Origin of the sequence: Akkermansia sp. RCC_12PD, assembly GCF_036417355.1 — a bacterium.
GTDB lineage: Bacteria > Verrucomicrobiota > Verrucomicrobiia > Verrucomicrobiales > Akkermansiaceae > Akkermansia.
Window position 1 is genome coordinate 2,632,519 of the sequence record NZ_CP143889.1, and the last position, 15,402, is coordinate 2,647,920.

At 51.4% G+C, this 15,402-nt stretch carries 15 protein-coding genes; 3 read left to right on the forward strand and 12 right to left on the reverse strand.

From position 1 onward, the window contains the following. The first annotated feature begins 10 nt into the window (after window positions 1-10). Window positions 11-925: a hypothetical protein gene (locus V3C20_RS11110; RefSeq protein WP_130084620.1), complete on the forward strand. Its 915-nt coding sequence runs from the start codon at window positions 11-13 to the stop codon at window positions 923-925. Between the two features lie 83 nt (window positions 926-1,008). Here the strand turns inward: V3C20_RS11110 and menD are convergent, their stop codons facing one another. The 8 genes from menD to V3C20_RS11150 all read right to left on the reverse strand — a co-directional run bounded on the left by menD (window position 1,009) and on the right by V3C20_RS11150 (window position 10,486). Then, complete coding sequence (menD, locus tag V3C20_RS11115; protein WP_130084619.1) at window positions 1,009-2,604, reverse strand: 2-succinyl-5-enolpyruvyl-6-hydroxy-3-cyclohexene-1-carboxylic-acid synthase; 1,596 nt, start codon at window positions 2,602-2,604, stop codon at window positions 1,009-1,011. Window positions 2,605-2,609: 5 nt separating this feature from the next. Further along, window positions 2,610-4,223, reverse strand: a complete 1,614-nt coding sequence (locus tag V3C20_RS11120; protein WP_238623860.1) for a class I tRNA ligase family protein — start codon at window positions 4,221-4,223, stop codon at window positions 2,610-2,612. A 65-nt stretch (window positions 4,224-4,288) separates the two neighbouring features. Then, on the reverse strand, window positions 4,289-5,299 hold the full coding sequence (locus tag V3C20_RS11125; RefSeq protein ID WP_130084617.1) for a hypothetical protein: 1,011 nt from the start codon (window positions 5,297-5,299) through the stop codon (window positions 4,289-4,291). Between the two features lie 42 nt (window positions 5,300-5,341). After that, complete coding sequence (locus V3C20_RS11130) at window positions 5,342-6,178, reverse strand: hypothetical protein (protein WP_130084616.1); 837 nt, start codon at window positions 6,176-6,178, stop codon at window positions 5,342-5,344. Window positions 6,179-6,650: 472 nt separating this feature from the next. After that, on the reverse strand, window positions 6,651-7,832 hold the full coding sequence (locus V3C20_RS11135) for a MalY/PatB family protein (RefSeq protein WP_130084653.1): 1,182 nt from the start codon (window positions 7,830-7,832) through the stop codon (window positions 6,651-6,653). 20 nt (window positions 7,833-7,852) lie between these two features. After that, window positions 7,853-8,272 (reverse strand): L-fucose mutarotase, encoded by a 420-nt coding sequence (gene fucU / locus V3C20_RS11140; RefSeq protein WP_130084615.1) that lies wholly within the window; start codon window positions 8,270-8,272, stop codon window positions 7,853-7,855. Window positions 8,273-8,353: 81 nt separating this feature from the next. Next, window positions 8,354-9,502, reverse strand: coding sequence for an aminoglycoside phosphotransferase family protein (locus tag V3C20_RS11145; RefSeq protein ID WP_130084614.1), 1,149 nt, complete (start codon window positions 9,500-9,502; stop codon window positions 8,354-8,356). Between the two features lie 66 nt (window positions 9,503-9,568). Next, window positions 9,569-10,486 carry a hypothetical protein gene (locus tag V3C20_RS11150; RefSeq protein ID WP_149874579.1) on the reverse strand — a complete coding sequence of 306 codons (918 nt, stop codon included), beginning with the start codon at window positions 10,484-10,486 and terminating at the stop codon, window positions 9,569-9,571. 510 nt (window positions 10,487-10,996) lie between these two features. Between V3C20_RS11150 and V3C20_RS11155 the strand changes: the two genes are divergently transcribed. Continuing rightward, the gene (locus V3C20_RS11155) at window positions 10,997-11,218 is read left to right on the forward strand and encodes a hypothetical protein (protein ID WP_130084612.1); all 222 of its coding nucleotides are present in this window, start codon (window positions 10,997-10,999) and stop codon (window positions 11,216-11,218) included. A gap of 133 nt (window positions 11,219-11,351) precedes the next feature. Here V3C20_RS11155 and V3C20_RS11160 read toward each other — a convergent pair whose 3' ends face one another. After that, window positions 11,352-11,888, reverse strand: a complete 537-nt coding sequence (locus V3C20_RS11160) for a polysaccharide pyruvyl transferase family protein (RefSeq protein ID WP_130084611.1) — start codon at window positions 11,886-11,888, stop codon at window positions 11,352-11,354. A gap of 146 nt (window positions 11,889-12,034) precedes the next feature. On the opposite strand from V3C20_RS11160, the gene V3C20_RS11165 reads away from it, so the two are divergent. Beyond that, complete coding sequence (locus V3C20_RS11165) at window positions 12,035-12,160, forward strand: hypothetical protein (RefSeq protein ID WP_275124805.1); 126 nt, start codon at window positions 12,035-12,037, stop codon at window positions 12,158-12,160. A gap of 74 nt (window positions 12,161-12,234) precedes the next feature. Here V3C20_RS11165 and V3C20_RS11170 read toward each other — a convergent pair whose 3' ends face one another. From V3C20_RS11170 to V3C20_RS11180, 3 genes are read right to left on the reverse strand one after another with little or no spacing between them, the layout of a single operon-like run. Beyond that, window positions 12,235-13,194 (reverse strand): glycosyltransferase family A protein, encoded by a 960-nt coding sequence (locus V3C20_RS11170; RefSeq protein ID WP_130084609.1) that lies wholly within the window; start codon window positions 13,192-13,194, stop codon window positions 12,235-12,237. A 25-nt stretch (window positions 13,195-13,219) separates the two neighbouring features. Further along, entirely contained in the window at window positions 13,220-14,371 is a 1,152-nt protein-coding gene (locus tag V3C20_RS11175) for a polysaccharide pyruvyl transferase family protein (protein WP_130084608.1), read from the reverse strand. Continuing rightward, window positions 14,368-15,402 carry a nitroreductase family protein gene (locus tag V3C20_RS11180; protein WP_130084607.1) on the reverse strand — a complete coding sequence of 345 codons (1,035 nt, stop codon included), beginning with the start codon at window positions 15,400-15,402 and terminating at the stop codon, window positions 14,368-14,370. The genes V3C20_RS11175 and V3C20_RS11180 overlap by 4 nt, the downstream gene beginning before the upstream one ends.

The following is a 15,402-nucleotide window of genomic DNA, read 5'->3' on the forward strand; positions in this document are numbered from 1 at the left end:
ACATTTGCCCATGAAAAAGATGCTGGAGGGACCGGCCCCAGTGGGGAAAAAACTTCCTTCTTTCCGGGATGTCTGCGACCGTTATCTCGTATCGGGCCTTTTGTCCCGGGACCCGTGCATTCTGAAAACGGCGAGGTACGGCCTGGATATGGTGCCTGACGCCGCGTGGAAGGTGGAAGAGGAATGGAGATGGAAGGCCCTGAAAGTCTATCTGGACGGTTCCGTAGCGTGGGTTTCCTTTGACGGCAGGGGAACGCCGGAAGATGGGGAACTGGGATTCGGCCGGGTAAAGGTGAATCACGGTTTCATGACGGTCTCCATCCAGGAATATGAGAACTGGAAGACGGGAAAAACCAAGGTTCTTTCTGAAATGTCCTGCCTGTTTGACCCCTGCGGAGAATGGATGAGGGAAATGAGGCACCTCTCTTTCCCCAATGGGAGAGACTTTGTTGACTGGTCGCTTTCTCATCATCCGGACGGACCGTTCAGGTTCAGGAATGACAACCGGGTTCTGGCGGGCAGTCCGAATTATACCCTGCATTCCTGGAAAGTGGAAAATGATCGGCTGCTCTGGTGGAAAAATGAGGAAATTCCCGCCCCTGAAAAGGAAAACGAAACAAGGCGGACCCTGGACTGGCATGGAGACGTGGCTGACCCTGTTCTGGAAAATGCCGCCGTGTACGCAGCCACCATGTATTTCCCGGGAGGGGAAAGCTCCCATCCTTCCCGCAAAATCATGGAAGACATGGAAAAAAAGGAAGTCAGGTGCCTTTATTACGACGCCTCCGGGCATGGAACGGCCCTGCTGGTGTACCGGAACGGGAATCTGGACAAAAAACAGTCCTGGTTCTTGCAGCCGCGCATGGATGCCCGGGCCGTGGCGGAAAAGGAAAAAAGGCGCGAAATGACGAAGAAAGGCGCCTGATAAGGTATCTTACCGTTTTTCTCCGTATGCGGAAAGACAGAAAACGGGCGGTTCCTCTTCACCGGAAGCCGGAGCCCGGTTCATTAACCCTGGGCCAGGGCGTTCCGTACCTGTTCCGTCTGCGACGGGTCTGGAATAAGCTCCACAAGGATGGCAACGTTTTTTTCAAGCGCCTCAAGCTGGTCGAATTCATCCGCCGTGCGGATGCACACGTAGCACATGCCCCACTGTTCCGCAATGGCCTTGAAGGAATGGTCGTGCGGCTGGATGAGCAATTTTCCCAGGGCTTCCGGGTGTTTGTCCCCTCCGGGAAGGGAGCGGAAAATGCCGCCGCCTCCGTTGTTGATGACGCCCAGGACACGAGTTCCGGGATCCAGTTGCGGGAGCATGGCCAGCGCATTGGAATCATACAGGGTGGTCAGGTCCCCTAGAAGAGCCCAGGCGCGGGCGCACCGGGCGGAAGCGCCCAGGAATGTGGAAATCTGGCCGTCAATGCCGTTGGCTCCCCGGTTGGCGCGTACGTTTTCCGTAGGTACCGCCGTCTGGGCGAAGCTGTTCCAGTAGCGTACGGGCATGGAATTGCCCAGGTAAATGCAGTCGCCGTCCGCGGCAAAGCAGGAAAAGGCGCGCACCATGGCCTGTTCGCTGTCCGGGCAGGTGATGAGCAGCTCCTCCATTTGAGCCTTGTGGCGCTTGTTCATGGCGCGCAGGCCGTTGACGTCGCCGACGGAATCCACATCCCCCAGGGCGCGCAGGACGGCGTCCAGATCCCCCGTCACCACGGAGGAAGGCCGCGCCAGTCCGGAAAAGCCGGTGCGGGTGATGGAAAACACCTCCGTGGAGGGAATATCCTCCAGGTCCCGCCAGAAGCGGGCCACGGGAACGTCCCCTACTCTCAGCAGAACGGCGGGCGGATTCTGTTTCAGCAACCGGTCCGCATCCGTCAGGGCCAGATGCTCCAGTTCCTCCCGGAGCCCGGAGGTGGCGTCCGCCACAACGGGAGCTTTTAATTCATTGGCCAGCCACAGGGCGGGGGCCTGTTCCGTGGGGTCCAGGCCGCCGATCATCAGAACAAGGCCGCGGCGCGCCTTGAAGCGCAGGGCCTGGGCCAGATCGGACAGGGAACCGCGGAACTCGTTCTCTTCCGGCGGTTCCGCCGGGTAAAGGTCGCAATGGCCCGGATTCCACGCGGGGTCCGGGTCCGGCAGGCAGACGTTGATATGGAGGGGGGACGCGTAATCCCAGTCTTCCAGGATATCTTCCGGCAGTTCGTCCGACGTCTGAAGATCAATCGTGGGAGCGTAAATGCCGAACATGTCCGCCTGCTCGATAGCCTGCGGGGCGGCGGAACCGCGGTAGTCCGCCGGACGGTCCGCCGTGAGCAGGAGCAGGGGCCTGCGCTGGTAGTACGCTTCCACCACGGCAGGGAGCAATTCCGCCGCAGCCGTGCCGGACGTGGTCACCACGGCTGCGGGCAGCCCCATGTCCTGAATGCGCCCCAGCGCGAAAAACGCGGCGGAACGTTCGTCAAAATGGGTCCATTTCACCAAATCCTCCGCGGCGGCCAGCACCTGCAGCAGCGCCATGTTGCGCGCGCCGGGGCAGACCACCCATTCACAAATGCCGCCCAGGCAGCACTGGGCCAGCAGGGACTTGACGAAGGACGTGGAGGCGTTCACGGGAGCTAGCCTTGTTTTTTGGCCGCCTTGGCCGCTTTTTCCGCCAGCTTGGCCTTCTCCTCTTCGGAAAGGATGCGCGGGAAAACGGGAGCGGGATCGTTGATGCGGTGGCCTGCGGGAAGAACCCCCCAGGCGAGCACGGATGGCGTCAGTCCCTGGAACAGGGAATCCGCGTTCAGTTGCTCCAGAATGCGGGAAGAGGCGCCGGGAAGCACGCAGCCGATGAGATAGCCCGTCTGGGCGCAGCATTCCAGCAGGTGGCGCAGCACGCAGCCCAGCCGCGGAGCGCTGGCCTCGTCCTTGGCGAGTTGCCAGGGCTGCTGCTGTTCAATATAGGCGTTGCAGGCGGAAACCTGCGCGTTCAGGGCCGCCAGCGCGTCGGAGACCATGTTCTCGTCCATGAATCTGGAAAACTGGACCACCGCCTGGTCCATGGTCGCGCGCAGGGCCTTGGAAGCGTCATCGTCATATTCACCGGGTGCGGGAAGGACGGACTCACAATAACGGCGGGTCATGTTGATGGAGCGGTTGCACAGGTTGCCCAGGTCGTTGGCCAGCTCCGTATTGTACAGCATGACCAGGCGGTCCGCGTCAAAATTGGCGTCCTTTCCGGTGGTGATGTCGCGCACCAGGTAATAGCGCACGGGCTCGGGGCCGAATTCCTCCACCAGCAGGTTGGGGTCCACCACGTTGCCAATGGATTTGGACATCTTCTCCCCATTAATGTTCCACCAGCCGTGCACGAGCAGGGTGGGCATTTCCTCGTCGGAAAAGCCCATGGCGTGCAGCATGGCGGGCCAGTACACGCCGTGGGCGGGCACCAGGATATCCTTGCCGATCACCTCGCAATCGGCGGGCCAGAGTCTGGAAAATTCCGGCAGTCCGCTTCCCGGTTCCGCCAGATAGCCGGCGAAGGAAACGTAATTGATCAGGGCGTCAAACCAGACGTAGGTGACGAAATCCGGGTCAAAAGGCAATTCAATGCCCCAGGAAAGGCGTTCCTTGGGGCGGGAAATGCAGAGGTCCGCGTCGAAGGAGCGTTCGATCGCGTTGAGCACCTCCGCCTTGCGGAAGGCGGGAAGGACGAAGGAACCGCTCTTTTCCACAAACTGCTTCATCCATTCCGCCTGGTCGGCCAGGCGGAAATACCAGTTTTCTTCCTCCAGTTCCACCACTTCCCCCCATTCCGGGCCGAAATTGCCGTCTTCATCCCGTTCCTTGTCCGTAAGGAACTGTTCCTGCCGGACGGAATAAAAGCCCCTGTAGGATTTTTTGTAAAGCTGGCCCTTGTCCTTCAGGCTGGTGAGGATCTTCTGCACGCACGCCTTGTGGCGCGGGTCCGTGGTGGCGGCCCAGCCGTCGTAGCTGATGCCCAGCCGTTCCCAGAGCGCCAGGAACCTGGCCGTGATGTTGTCCACATGTTCCTGCGGAGTAATGCCCAGTTTCTCCGCCGTCTGCTGTACTTTCTGGCCGTGCTGGTCCACCCCGGTCAGAAAATAGACTTCCTCCCCCTTCATCCGGTGCCAGCGCGCAAGAACGTCCGCAAGGACTTTTTCATAAGCGTGCCCGATGTGGGGCGGTCCGTTGGTGTAATCAATGGCCGTGGTGATATAATACATGCGGCAAAAGATACCCCTTTCCGTCCATTTTGCAAGCAAAGTCATTTTCTACGCGGCGCGTACAATTATGCCGCAGGGCTTTCTTTGACAGGAGTTTGATTTTCGTTTTCATCAAATTCTTCAGAAGACAGGATGGACTTTATGGAATCAAGAGTCCCGTTTTCCTTAATACACATGTAATATAGTGCGTAAAGCCTTTCTACATAAATCCATCTGTTGCGCAGGTACATTTTATAGGACATGTAGGCAATGGCTGCGTAAATGAGAGCGACAAACAAGGGATTCTCATACCAGAATGTTGTATTTAAATTTAAGCATGCCGGATCAAGACAATGCACCATAGCTATAATAAATACCAGAATTCCTGCAAGCATCATGCTGGCAAACATTTTTTCTTTAGCCTGGGAGGATTTTAGTTCGGAAGCAAAGCTGGTGTTGTGTTGGATGATAGTTTGTTTGATATGTTGGTAATAATTCTGTAAAAGCCTGCGTGTCAGATTATTATTTTCATTTTTTGCTGTGCCGGCAGATATATCTGCAGTCAATTGTTTCATGATGTTGAACAGGTATTTTTTATTTTTCATCCCGGTACTTTCTTTTTGGAACATTATTTTTTCTCCGTATTCTTCCAATAAAATTGATGCAAAAATAAATTTCAATCTTGTCAAAGATATAATTTTGTTTTTCCGATTGATCATATAATTGCGAGCAAAAAGAACGTGTTTAGTTCCTTCTACATGGTCAGAGCAGATAAGAACATTATAATAGGGACGATCAGTTAGATCAATGATCCAAGCAGGTTTGTTTTTCAGGAGATTGGTATGTCTGAGAGAATAGCGTATCCATTCCGATAGACCAGAAAGAACTTCTCCAATAACATAAGCCAAAATAATGAGGACAATTAATGAAGCAAAACTAAGGTTATTCGCGATTTGTGTATATTCTGTCGAGAAAATTTTTCCATTTATCCCCCAAACGCATCCTGTAATAAATACGGTTCCCGGAACAATGAATCCAATCAGTTGAAAACGGTCGGGATATGGAATAGAGCGTTCCAAAGTAGAATTATCTGTCATAGAAATGAGATAATAGGTGGTGAAAAGAGATGCTGGTAATTATTATAATTTTAAAAACCATGGTTTTGTTTGAGGTTTTTTCAAAAATAGTGAATAAGTCGCTATGTTGATTTTTCTATTTTGTCGTGCATACCCTATGCCGCCGACAAAGAGTAACATTGCAAAGAGAGGATATATAAAAGTAAAGGGGAGTGTTGGATTATAGGTTTCATCTGATAATACAAACTGCTCTTTATGAATATGATATAGGAATATTGAAAATAAAAATATGAATGAACAAATCATTATTTTTCTATAAAATATACGGTTTTTATCAAGAAAATATAAATATTCTTTATAAGATTTGCTTTCCATTTTTAGTTTTTCTTTCTCTTTTTTAAAGGCGATTATAAATTCTGATTTCAGGCATATACATTGGTGGAATCCTAAATATTTAAAAATATTTTCACTGTCTTTAAGAGTCATAAGCTCGGAATGATTTGGCTCTATAATAGGATGATCATGAATGGAATGATGCCTTACATTTGTAAGAATACTCTTTAAATCCTCTTCTTTTTTTTGTTGTGTGAGAATAGTAAGGGGCCTTGTAATTTGAAGGAATGATGGCTCTGTAAGTTGGACATAATGCAAGAAATAATAACAGAATGCATCCACCAGACATATCAGCACTAGGATGATGCAGATACATAAAAAATAGGGCAATATTTCATGCAGGTAGACTGGAAAGATATTTTTTAAAGTTCCTATCTTGTCAGCTACTATCTGATGCAAATTGTTCTTTAGGGCTGTGGGAATGGAGAAGAAGATGAGCATTGCATAGAAAAATGAAAGAATATAATTACCTAATAATTGGATAATATTTATAAAGGAAGAAATCATTTGTAATAAAATAATTATTTTGTTTTTATAAAATTTTTAATATGGAATAAATTTAGTGAAATAATAATATATTTTTATTTATTTGTCAATATATGTTAGAAAATATTGTTTTTTGAATTTATTATAATTATTTTTAAATTGATTGAAATTTGAACGGATTGCATGGACTTCCAGTATTGTGCACTGTCCCATTGTTCTACTAATGAAAAAGTGTAATGATAATTTTGGGACCTATCTACTTGATTAACCATATGATGAGAAATCCTTGTAACAACAAGGCTATTCGAGGCCAAGGCGCGATTCCTGCCGGTTACCTTTCCATGCACCGGATTTGTGTAAAAGGGAAAGGCCGTTTGCTGAACGGTTAATCAGCTATATAGGCCCCATAATTTTCTTCCTTCAGATCAATTAAAAACCGTTCTCTGATTTGAGAACGGTTTAAGAGATGGAAGGTATCTATTTTATTTCCCATTTACTGGGAAAGAATAATATAAGCCTTCTCCAGCTGGTTGAGGGCCCGGGCCAGCACGGAACGGGGGCAGCCCGCATTCAGGCGCATGAAACCTTCCCCCTCCTTGCCGAAGATGGCGCCGTTGTTCAGGGCCAGACGGGCGCCGTTCACGAAGAAATCCTCCAGTTCCTGCCGGGACAGGTTCAATTCCCGGCAGTCCAGGAACACCAGATAGGAGGCGTCCGGAAGAAGGGCCTTGATCCTGGGCATGCGGCTGCGCAATTCCGCGTCAAGGTAGCGGATGTTTTTCTGGATGTAGTCCAGCGCCTGGCGCAGCCATTCCTCTCCTTCCGGCTCCGTATAGGCGCTGATGAGCCCCGCATACGCAAAAACGTGGCCTTCCGCCATTTCCCGCCCGTTCACAAAATTCTGGTACTTCTCAAACAGGGCCGGATTCTGGCAGAGCAGGTAGGAACTGGCCAGACCCGGCACGTTAAACGCCTTGCTGGCCGCCATGTATGTGACGGAATTGTCTCGGGCTTTCTCCGAGACGGTGGCAAAAACGGTGTGCCGGCGGCCGGGGAGGGTGAGGTCCGCATGAATTTCATCGGAAATGACCAGGGTTCCGCTTTCCGCGCAAATTTCCGCTACCTGCTCCAGTTCTTCCGGACTCCAGACCCGGCCTCCCGGATTGTGGGGATTGCACAGGATGAACATGCCGCATCCGCGCACGGCCTCCCGCATATGCTCGAAATCCATCCGGTAGCGCCCGTTTTCCAGTACCAGCGGATTGTTGACGATTTCCCGCCCGTTTTCGCGGATAATCATCGCAAAGGGATGGTAAACCGGGGGCTGAATCATGATCCTGTCCCCCAGTTTGGTGAAGCACTGAATGGCGCTGGAAATACCCGGAACAATGCCGGGGGCGAACCCGATCTGGTCCGTTTCCACCTGCCAGCCGTGGCGGCGGCCCACCCAGCCCCGGATGGCCTCGAAAAAGGCGGGGGGCTTCACCGTGTAGCCCAGCAGTTCGTGTTCACAGCGGCGGCGCAGGGCTTCCATGATGAACGGGGGGGTTTTGAAGTCCATGTCTGCCACCCACAGGGGCAGCAGGTCATCCCGGCCCCAGCGCGGCAGCAGGGCTTCGTATTTTAGCGCGCCGGTGCCGCGGCGGTCGATGATTTCATCAAAATCGTACTGCATGGGAATAGCGCTCAAGGCTTTCAGGCGGCAGGAGTCACGCCTTTTTTCAGAATGATGTTGCCGTATTTGGCGGTTTCCCCGGTGATGACCACGGCATAGGCTTTTTTGGCGCGTTCATAAAATGCGTAGCGTTCCATTTGTTCGATTTCGCCGTCGTAGCCCAGCGCCTTGCGGTATCTGGCTTCTACGGCGGGGTCCAGAGAATCGCCGGGAACCGGGGCCATCATGATCACCGGGGTGGCGTAGGCGTCCAGTTCAAAAAGGGGAATGACGGCGCCCAGCAGGGAGTCCGCGTTCAGGCCGTCCGCCCTGAGAACGGTGTGATTGAAGGTATGGCCGGGGAAGTGGGCGTCTGAAAAGACGATTTCATCTCCGTGGCCCATTTCCGCAAGAATTTTCAGCAGGGACGGGCTGATCAGGGGGGAAATATTTTTTAACATGCGCGGCAGTATAGCAAACCCGCAGAGGGGGAAGCCATCATAAAAATCAGCCAGCCGGGGACTGCCGCTAGCCGTTGAACATCAGACCTTGACCGCCTTGAAAACGTCCGCGCACAGCTTTTCCATTTCCGGCATTTGCTGTTCCATGCTTTTTACCAGCGCGAGCTGGGTGCGCGCCCGGTGCAGGTTGTGCCGGTCTTTTTCCGTCTTGAAATAAACGTCCCCTTCCAGATAGTCCGTCAGGAAGCGGATGCCGGTTTCCAGCGTGATCAGTTTGCCGGAAAAGGGGAGCAGGGAAACCTCCAGGGGAGTGATGAAATCTTTGGCGGTTTCCAGGTAGCCCTTCACGACGGCCTCAAACATGGGCATGCGCATGAAGGTCTTTTCCAGGTCTTCTTCATCCTCCGCCGCGGGAGAAGTCATCGTGCGTGCCATGTCCCCGAAGTCGTAAAGAATGCTGCCGGGCATGACCGTATCCAGGTCAATGACGCATACGGCCCGGTCCGTTTCCGTATCCAGCATGACGTTGTTGATTTTCGTGTCGTTGTGCACGATTCTGACCGGGAGTTCCCCCTTTTCCTGAAGGTTCAGGAGAAGGTCCACTTCCTGTTCATGTTTCCTGATGAATTCCAGTTCCTTCCGGCAGGAGGCCAGACGGCCGGAGGAATCCTTCCGTGCTGCTTCCATCAGGCGGTTGAACCGTTTGCGGGTGTGGTGGAAGAAGGGGATGGTTTCATGGATGTCCTCCGGATTCATATCGCACAGAAGCTGCTGAAAGGCCCCGAAGGCCCTAGCGGCTTCATAGGCCTGGCGCGGGTGTTCCGCTACGTCGCACGTGTAGGTATTTTCAATGCAGTTGTAGCAGCGCCAGTATCCTGATCCTTGGAGTTTCAGGTATTTGCGGCCTCCGCGGGCGGAGTACAGGTTCAGCGTCTGGCGGAAGGGGGTTTTCAGCACCCGGAGCATTTTCCACCGGATGTGGTTGGTCACCTTTTCCACATTGTGCATCACGTCCCTGGGGCATTGGAACACGGCGTCATTCACCCGCTGAAAGATGTAGCGGTCCGTGGAACCGTCCTCCCGGCGGTAGGCGGCCCGGAAAGTCAGGTTGATGTGCCCGCTGTTGATGGTGTCGCAATGGAGGAATTCCCCGGCGATGGCGAATGCGTCACCGAGTGCGGCGACCTGTTCCTGTACGGAATGGGTATGGAAGACGGCGGACAGGGGCATGGGAAAGGAATAAATGCGGGCTCCAGCATGTTCATGGACGCCTGAGCCCGCTGGAAAGATGGGGCTTTAGAAGGAATAGGCCACGCCCACCCCCGCAACGAAGGTGAAATTACGGTATACCTTGGAGGGTGTTCTCCAGGGAAACCGTTCGGAGGCGCCGCGATGATTGGCGGCCATGCCGCCGTTGCCCAGCCAGACCGTGCCGGCAAAGGGTGTGACGACGAGACGTTCCATAGCCTTGAAAGGTACGGCCACAGTCAGGGAAATACCCTGCGTTCCGTTGGCATTGAGGGAATTGCGGTCAAAATATCCTGCCGTGGCATTCCAGGTTCCGGACACGATCAGGGAGGTGGAGCGGTTGAAGTCATATTTGTAGCCCAGCGTGTTGGAGAACCACCAGCCGGACATCCAGCGGAACGTGTACTGCACGCGGCTATCCCAGAAGAAGTTTTCCAGCCCCTTGCCGAAGTTATGGTGGATGTCCAGCACGAAGCTGTGTTCTTCCGCCCGGCCATGGTCAAAGGCCGGAAAGCCGGAGGTGTTTCCCTTGTGGATGTTCAGCGCGCCGGGAAGGCCGCCGTTCACGAACTGGTAGCTCAGGGCCGCTGTCGTGTAATTGCTGAATTTGCGGGAGATTCCCAGCAGCCCCGTGGATTCGTCGGAAATACCGGTGCTGTCATGATCCAGATTGTTCTGGGTCAGCCACTGGTATTTCAGCCCGGCCAGAATGGAATATTTGCTGTTCAGGTCATAGGCACCTACGGCTTCCACGGGAACGACATGGTCGCTGCCGGACTGCTGGAAGGCCAGGCCGCGGCTGACGTACTTGGTGGCGTAACCGGTTCCCACAGTGGCGGAGAACGGACGGGAGGCCTCGTAAGGGGAATTCAGCGATTCCAGCGGAGGAGTAATGTCCGCAGAAGCTGTTCCGGAGAGAGAACCCATGATGGCACATGCCGCTGTAATAATATTCTTGTATTGCATGATTGGTGGTTTGTGAAGGCGATTATATTAATATTCTTCAATAAGGAAAGTCTTTAAAAGAAAAATATGTTTATATTTAAAACGAATGCCTGTTTAAATGGAGCCCGGAATGGGAAATGCTCCTGTTTTAAAGGAAAATATTCAATGCTTCCTCTTTCTGATTAAGATAATGAATTCGGAAATGGTTCCTTGTCAGCAGGTTGCAGGAACATTCCGGATTGCCTGTGTCAACGGCGGACAAGACAGTGGTATACCTTGGCCAGCAGCCTTTTTCCTTTTCTTTTCATGAGCTGCCACTTTGTAGAAGGGATTTCCGGTTAATTTTTCTCTGTGGAGTAGGGTGTATGTTCCAGCGCTTCAGGACGTTTTTTGGAAAGCGCGTCCCGAAGCCATTGGCCGGATTGTTCAATGTGCGCCTGAAGTATCTTGTTTACGGCTCCATAATCCATCTCCAAGCTTGTTTCATCCGGAATCCTATCTGCGTATTCCGGTAACCATGCACTCCCTTAAATGAAAAAGCTCCAGAAGAGAGATGAAGCGGCCGGAACCTCGCAGGAGATTGTCGATGCAGATGAACGGCCTTTTGAAAATAAGTGCAAAGCAAATACCGAGACAGGAATCCGTGATGAAATTCTTGCAATGGGCGATGTTGCCGAGCCAGTCGTTCAGCGTTGCTTCCTCCATCGTGCCGGGCAGATTGAGAAGTTCCCGGTTGTTGATCTCCTTCTTTGAATGTCCACCATGTTCAGCAGCGGAGCTTGCAGTCTGGAAGATATGTCCAGAAGCAGTTTCCGCTTGGACTCCGTGGGGTCCAGGATGTAGGAGACGACGAAATTTCAGGCACCTTCCAGCTGGCTACGCCAGTTTAAGCCACTGCTCCCGGCTGTGCAGGAATACGGGGTCCATGACCCAGGTGCTGTCCGCAGCCGAAATGCTGCCGCAGGTGGTCAACCATGCCCTGTTCCCGGACGGATATGGGGTCGAACCGTTTCAGCAGCCTGGAGATTTTCCGGAGGTAGCGCTCCGAAGGTTTGTCGTGCCGGGCCATGGACGGCCCGTAGGCGATTTTTCTCTTTTCCCCTTTCGCGAAGTCGAGGAAAAACAGGGACCCCAGGAATCCCGGATTCCAAACCTGGTCCGATCCCACCATGAACGTGTCGAAATGGTCGTTCATGTAATACGCATGGTCCAGGTTGTGCATGGGAATGATGGAGAGCTTTTCCTGTGCCAGAAATTTTCTGAAAACCGTGCAGGTGCCCTTTTGCCGGTCGGGTATAGGAAAAATCAAGCAGGGACACTTTCTTCCCCATCCGTTCCAGCGTGCGGTAGGAGGGTATAGGAGGTCAGGACGGCTCCGTAATTGCAGGTCATCCACATCCCCAGCAGTCCGATATTTGTGCATTCAGCCCCGCAATGAGCCGGAGCGGAGCCTGGGAGGGACGGGTGGTGGAGGGAACATTTATGGACGGCCAAAGAGGCCGTTTCTACCTCAAACGAGGTAACTTCCCTCATTATCTCCCTCTTAGTAACCGGGTTATCAATCTCGCCATGAAAGCCGCCGCTCAGAAAAACGTCACGATGGAAGAGTTTATGGGGTGGGCTGTTGAAGAGGTCGCAAAGAAAATTGTTGAGGAGAGTGGGTGTAATCTCAATAGAGAATCACCGGCTACTTAAGTATATAGGTTCCTTTATTTTTTGTTTCATGTCAGTGTCTGAAGAGGTAGGGAGAAAAGAAAATGGAGTTCATGTTACTTAAAAAGCCCGCTCCTGCGACATACTTTGCATACTAGTTTCCAAAAAGTATTCGGCATGCCGTTGCTCCAATAACAAAGCCGCAATATTACATGCAGTGGAAAACTTTGAAGATTTCTCGTACGCGGCATGAACTCCGTCCATCGAAACAGGCTGCCGCCTGCGATACTTTGCTCCCAGGCATATTCTACAAAATCCCTCAGGCTGCGGGTGGTTTCCCTGTCGAATTTCCTGTCCCGAGCGAGCTCACTGTAGAAAGCTGCCGTTTCAAAAAGAGCCGTAAATTTCTCGGGGCCGTTGCTCATAATGACGGTGGAAGCGGAAAAACGGCGTTGTCGGTAATAGACCGTTACGGCAGAACAGTTGCCGAAATACAATTGAGTGCTTGCAAATTTCGCCCAAGCCATTTCGTCTTCTCCATTTTTGATGCCGGGAGGAAACAGTGATTCTGGAATGTAGCTCCGTTCCATGACGATAGCTGAAGTCCAAACCGCCGTCCAGTCCTGCATGCGCACAATGAAATAATTGCATACTTCCCATGGCGGCGTGCCGTTTATTGTTCGTTGCATATCCTCCTTGGTGATATGTTGCCGATATTCAAAGGCAGACGAGTACCAATGGATGTCCGGATAAGCTTCAAAGAAACGAAGGGCTGTTTCCAAATGAAATGGAAGCCACACATCATCTCCATCCAAAAAAGCCACATATTTTCCTCGGGCTTCGGCGATAGCGCGGTTGCGTGCTGCGGAAACTCCTGCATTGGCTTGATGAATTAGGCGAATTCGGGGATCGGTAAAGGAATGGACAACCTCAGTCGTTTTGTCTGATGACCCATCGTCCACGACGACAATTTCCAGATCCTGGATGGTCTGCGCCAGAGCGCTTTCCAGCGTTTGCCGAATTAGGGATTCTATATTATAAGCGGGAACCAGAACGCTGAATAAAGGTGTATGCATCTTTTCCTATTTCTAAATTCAATTGTTACGACAGTGCTTTCAAGAGGAAATCCGCCGATTGTTTTCTAAAGACCGCCAAACGGGCATCAACGTCATTCCAGTCAATGGAGGAGGACATCTGGGCAAACAGGGGCTGGGCCGGATCGCAGATACGGTCTTCGAGTCCCAGGATATGTAGCAGACTTTCAAATCTGGCATGCTCGGCTGATTCCTTATTGGTTTGAGGCATCACTAAAAACGGAGTATGCATCAATATTGAAAAAATGGTGCCATGATAGGAATTCGTCAGCACGTATTGAGCTTGATCAATGGCTGAACACCATTCCAGAGGGGCAGGTTCATACAGGTGTAGCGAGGCGATGTAGGGGCGGCTGCCTTGGCATGGCACCATGCGAATTTCTGTACCTGATTGTTGCGACAATGCCTGAATGGCCTGTTGGTGCATTTGTTGCCCATTTTTGATGTTCAACAGATAGACAAGCAATGTATGTTCCGGGATGGAAGCAGATATGCATTGGGATTTGATTTCGGTTCGGTACTGGTCGGGCATCAGCAAAAGTGTAGGGTCGCAAACCAGTACCCCGTCTTTCCTGCCCATCTCCCGGCACACAGACAATCCTGCGTCTTCCCGTACTGAGACATGCTGAGGAATGTGTATGAGTGTTTTGACCGTATTTTTCCAAGTTTTGTCCAAACTGGTCCACGCAGAGCTTGCGGCATAAATAATCGTTTTTTTTCCGGGAGGTGCGAATGAAAGGAAGTTAAGAGCATTTACGCCTTGCCATATCTGGTCACTGCCGGCGATATAGGCATCCGCCTCCGGAGGGGCGCTTTCCACCTGTTCCCCGCTCATTTCGTCCGTATGAGGCACGCAGGAGTCCAGAAATTTTGTAAAAGCGAGATTCTTTTCGGGTGGTTCCGGATTTTGCCGGGAAAGTCCGGAGCGGCGGTTAACCCAAGATTGTAATGCTATATAATAACGGTAAATATAATGTCCGCAACGGGAGAAAAATCCCGAATATTTCAGTTCCGGGTAAATTCCGGTCGTATTGCATATCAGGAAGGCGTCATGTCCTTTTTTCCGCAAGAAATATATCATCGCATATGTTTGCAGGCCGGAGCCGTAATTATGCGTTGATTTAAACCATGAGTATGTAGTAATGATGCCTATTTTCATTGTGATTCCTCTTCCTCAAAAAAGCAAATTTCAGACAACTCCTTCCGATACCCCATGGGTACCGAAAATTCATCCGGCAGACAGCCTACGCTGATAAAACATGAAACGGTCCAGTTTTCCGGAAATTGTATCAATTTCCGGAGTTTAAGATCATGCTCCTTTCCCCAAAACCAATGCAAGGGGCATGTCCCGTAGCCTAAATATTGAAGTCCATAAAGAAGGTTCATGCAAAAGATGCCGTTATCAATAAAAACCTGATTTCTTTCATGAGGGGAGGAGAAAGACTTCAAATCACCCGCCACCATGATCAAGGCTCCTATGGTGTCCGTAAATCCTCCCGTTCCCTTTTGCAGGGAAAGTACCTGCCTGATCTTTTCCTTGTTGTATATGATCTTGAGTCTTGTACTTTGCCTGTTGCAGACGGAAGGAGATTTCATCGCCCATTGAACCGCCTTGCATATGTCCTCCTTGGGAATTGGCTGGCCCGTATAGTGTCTTACGCTAAAGCGTGATGCGGACAAAAAGGGCCAGGGCTGCCGCGCGTCGTCCATGTATTTGGAACGGGTGAACGTGAGCGTACCCCCTTTGCAAATGGTGTGTTCAGATGACCTGTACTTTTTTACAAGCCCGGAGATATGTTCAAGATAAGTCTCATTCTCCTTTAAAAGTTCCTCTGATGCATGAGTTTGATTGAAGAGAACATATGCAGTCAGGACATCCAGGCAGCATTGTATTTCCGGTACGTTTTTCTTACCTCCCAATTTTTCAATATGCATCAGAAAGTGTTCGATATCCGCAATAACGGCCTTACCGAAAAAGAGCCGTGTTTTTTCAAGAGACAACCCCTTTTCAATGATATGCGTATACCACTGCAACAGGGGAATGAGTTTATCAATTTCATTTTGTTCCCGGTATGCCGAGTAGTTGCGGAAGCGGGCAAAGTCGTATGCAGTATTTGCAAGATGCTGTTTCAGGGGGCGTATTTGCCGGATAAAATACCCTATTTTACTTTTCAATGTGCGTAAAAACAT

Bases quoted from the DNA above. Each gene is read 5' to 3' on its own strand.
- V3C20_RS11165 (WP_275124805.1), top strand. From the start codon at position 12,035: ATGAAAGCCGCCGCTCAGAAAAACGTCACGATGGAAGAGTTTATGGGG.
- fucU (WP_130084615.1), bottom strand. From the start codon at position 8,272: ATGTTAAAAAATATTTCCCCCCTGATCAGCCCGTCCCTGCTGAAAATT.
- V3C20_RS11170 (WP_130084609.1), bottom strand. From the start codon at position 13,194: ATGCATACACCTTTATTCAGCGTTCTGGTTCCCGCTTATAATATAGAA.
- V3C20_RS11125 (WP_130084617.1), bottom strand. From the start codon at position 5,299: ATGACAGATAATTCTACTTTGGAACGCTCTATTCCATATCCCGACCGT.
- V3C20_RS11180 (WP_130084607.1), bottom strand. From the start codon at position 15,402: ATGTTTTTACGCACATTGAAAAGTAAAATAGGGTATTTTATCCGGCAA.
- V3C20_RS11135 (WP_130084653.1), bottom strand. From the start codon at position 7,832: ATGCAGTACGATTTTGATGAAATCATCGACCGCCGCGGCACCGGCGCG.
- V3C20_RS11110 (WP_130084620.1), top strand. From the start codon at position 11: ATGAAAAAGATGCTGGAGGGACCGGCCCCAGTGGGGAAAAAACTTCCT.
- V3C20_RS11130 (WP_130084616.1), bottom strand. From the start codon at position 6,178: ATGATTTCTTCCTTTATAAATATTATCCAATTATTAGGTAATTATATT.
- V3C20_RS11160 (WP_130084611.1), bottom strand. From the start codon at position 11,888: ATGCACAAATATCGGACTGCTGGGGATGTGGATGACCTGCAATTACGG.
- V3C20_RS11150 (WP_149874579.1), bottom strand. From the start codon at position 10,486: ATGCAATACAAGAATATTATTACAGCGGCATGTGCCATCATGGGTTCT.
- V3C20_RS11120 (WP_238623860.1), bottom strand. From the start codon at position 4,223: ATGTATTATATCACCACGGCCATTGATTACACCAACGGACCGCCCCAC.
- V3C20_RS11175 (WP_130084608.1), bottom strand. From the start codon at position 14,371: ATGAAAATAGGCATCATTACTACATACTCATGGTTTAAATCAACGCAT.
- V3C20_RS11155 (WP_130084612.1), top strand. From the start codon at position 10,997: ATGAAAAAGCTCCAGAAGAGAGATGAAGCGGCCGGAACCTCGCAGGAG.
- V3C20_RS11145 (WP_130084614.1), bottom strand. From the start codon at position 9,502: ATGCCCCTGTCCGCCGTCTTCCATACCCATTCCGTACAGGAACAGGTC.